Source organism: Kitasatospora sp. NPDC091257, from assembly GCF_044757675.1.
GTDB lineage: Bacteria > Actinomycetota > Actinomycetes > Streptomycetales > Streptomycetaceae > Kitasatospora > Kitasatospora lactacystinica.
In genome coordinates this window covers 1-2,567 of record NZ_JBIVVI010001244.1, presented here as the reverse complement: position 1 = coordinate 2,567, position 2,567 = coordinate 1, and the positions used below count along the sequence as shown (strand labels likewise).

The 2,567-nt window shown below is 71.4% G+C and carries 4 protein-coding genes; all 4 read left to right on the top strand.

The genetic code is table 11. The features are described 5' to 3' along the window. Nucleotides 1–224: 224 nt before the first annotated feature. Nucleotides 225–1,331 (top strand): LLM class flavin-dependent oxidoreductase, encoded by a 1,107-nt coding sequence (locus ACIQOV_RS36840; RefSeq protein ID WP_401055156.1) that lies wholly within the window; start codon nt 225–227, stop codon nt 1,329–1,331. After that, entirely contained in the window at nt 1,328–1,951 is a 624-nt protein-coding gene (locus tag ACIQOV_RS36835) for an FMN reductase (RefSeq protein ID WP_401055155.1), read from the top strand. The genes ACIQOV_RS36840 and ACIQOV_RS36835 overlap by 4 nt, the downstream gene beginning before the upstream one ends. A gap of 240 nt (nt 1,952–2,191) precedes the next feature. After that, the gene (locus ACIQOV_RS36830; RefSeq protein WP_401055154.1) at nt 2,192–2,323 is read left to right on the top strand and encodes a hypothetical protein; all 132 of its coding nucleotides are present in this window, start codon (nt 2,192–2,194) and stop codon (nt 2,321–2,323) included. Nucleotides 2,324–2,338: 15 nt separating this feature from the next. Continuing rightward, a partial coding sequence (locus ACIQOV_RS36825) for a Dyp-type peroxidase domain-containing protein (protein WP_401055153.1) occupies nt 2,339–2,567 on the top strand: 229 nt, incomplete at its 3' end.

The window sequence follows — 2,567 nt, the reverse complement described above, 5'->3', positions numbered from 1 at the left end:
CCTATGTGTGAGCGTCACGAGCTAATTGTGAGCCGATAACGGAAACAGGACAGGTGACCGCCCCGGGCGGAGCGCTACGGCGCCCCGCCCGGGGCGGGTCCGCGTTCCGCGGTCGGCGGTCGGCGGTCTGCGCCGACCGACGGGAACGGGGCCGGCGGGAATAACGATCCGCACCAGGGTGCTAAGGTGGTTGAAAGTTGGACTACCTGGGACGGGTGAGCAGCATGCAGTTCGGAATCTTCTCCGTCGGCGACGTGACGACCGACCCCACCACCGGTCGCACCCCCACCGAGCACGAGCGGATCAAGGCGATGGTGGCCATCGCCCGCAAGGCCGAGGAGGTCGGCCTGGACGTCTTCGCGACCGGCGAGCACCACAACCCGCCGTTCGTCCCATCCTCGCCGACGACCATGCTCGGCTACATCGCCGCGCAGACCGACCGCATCATCCTCTCCACCTCGACCACGCTGATCACCACCAACGACCCGGTGAAGATCGCCGAGGACTTCGCGATGCTCCAGCACCTGGCCGAGGGCCGGGCGGACGTCATGATGGGCCGCGGCAACACCGGCCCGGTCTACCCCTGGTTCGGCCAGGACATCCGCCAGGGCATCCCGCTCGCGGTCGAGAACTACGCGCTGCTGCACCAGCTGTGGCGCGAGGAGGTCGTGGACTGGCAGGGCCGCTTCCGCACCCCGCTGCAGGGCTTCACCTCCACCCCGCGCCCGCTGGACGACGTCCCGCCGTTCGTCTGGCACGGCTCGATCCGCAGCCCCGAGATCGCCGAGCAGGCCGCCTACTACGGGGACGGCTTCTTCGCGAACAACATCTTCTGGCCCAAGGAGCACTTCAAGAAGCTGATCAGCCTCTACCGCGAGCGCTTCGCCCACTACGGCCACGGCACGCCCGAGCAGGCGATCGTCGGCCTCGGCGGGCAGGTGTTCATGCGGAAGAACTCCCAGGACGCGGTGCGCGAGTTCCGTCCGTACTTCGACAACGCGCCGGTCTACGGGCACGGGCCCTCGCTGGAGGAGTTCACCGAGCAGACCCCGCTGACCGTGGGCAGCCCCCAGGAGGTCATCGAGAAGACCCTGACCTTCCGCGAGACCTTCGGCGACTACCAGCGCCAGCTGTTCCTGATGGACCACGCCGGCCTGCCGCTGAAGACGGTGCTGGAGCAGCTGGACCTGCTCGGCGAGGAGGTCGTGCCGGTGCTGCGCGAGGAGTTCGCCAAGGGCCGCCCGGCCGGAGTGCCGCAGGGGCCGACCCACGCCGCGCTGGTCGCGGCCCGGGACGCGCGGGAGAACGAGAAGGCGGAGGTGGCCAAGTGACCGCGTACAAGCTGGTGGTGGTGAGCGCCGGACTGAGCAAGCCGTCCTCGACGCGGCTGCTGGCGGACCGGCTCACCGACTCGACCGTGCGCCGGCTCGCCCCGGAGGGCCGCGAGGTGGACGTCACGGTGGTCGAACTGCGGGACCTGGCGGTGGAGATCGCCAACAACTTCGTCACCGGCTTCCCCGGCGCCGGGCTGCGCGCGGCGATCGAGGCGGTGACGGAGGCGGACGCCCTGATCGCGGTGACACCGATCTTCACGGCCTCGTACAGCGGTCTGTTCAAGTCCTTCTTCGACGTGATCGACAACGACGCGCTCACCGGCAAGCCGGTGCTGATCGCCGCCACCGGCGGCACGCCCCGGCACTCGCTCGCCCTGGAGCACGCCGTCCGCCCGCTGTTCAGCTACCTGCGCGCGGTGGTGCTGCCGACCGCCGTCTACGCGGCCACCGACGACTGGGGCACGGCGGGGGACGGCCTCACCGACGGCCTGCCGCGCCGGATCGACCGGGCGGCCGGGGAGCTGGCGGCGCTGCTGGCCGGGCGCGACCCGGCGGCGCCGGAGCTGCCCGAGCAGGTGGTGCCGTTCGCCGAGCAGCTGGCGGCGCTGCGGGTCTGAAGCCGCCCGACGCCCGCGGGGGAAGGCCGCCCGTCCGCGTCGAACGGCCCGCATTGGACGGCCCCGTCGGAACGGCTTCCGGCGGGGCCGTCCGGTCCGTCCGGTCCGCCCGGTGGGGCCGTTCGGCTGTGCGTCGGCCGTGCCGGATTGTCCGCTTTGCGATGTAATCATTCCCATGATCGGATCAGTGCTGGTCCATCCCCCGCCCGGCGTCCCCGTGCCACGCCGGGAGCGGCTGCCGTGAGCCTGCTGCGGGAGAACCCCGTCCTCGCACTGTTCACCTGCCTGGCGCTCGGCCTGAAGATCGGACACCACCTCCAGCGGATCTTCGCCGACTACCGCGCCGAGTGGGACGCCTCCCGGGCGTCCTGAGAGAGGTCACGCACCATGCAGACCGAACCGCAAGCCGTGCTCTCCCCGCTGACCAGCGCGGCCGTCTTCCTGATCCTCACCGTCGAACCCGGCCGCGAGGACGCCGTCCGCGACCTGCTGCCCGAGCTCGCCGGACTGCGCCGCGCCGTCGGCTTCCGCGCCCCCGAGGGCGCCCTCACCTGCGTCACCGGCATCGGCTCCGAACTCTGGGACCGCCTCTTCGCCGGCCCCCGGCCGTCCTCCC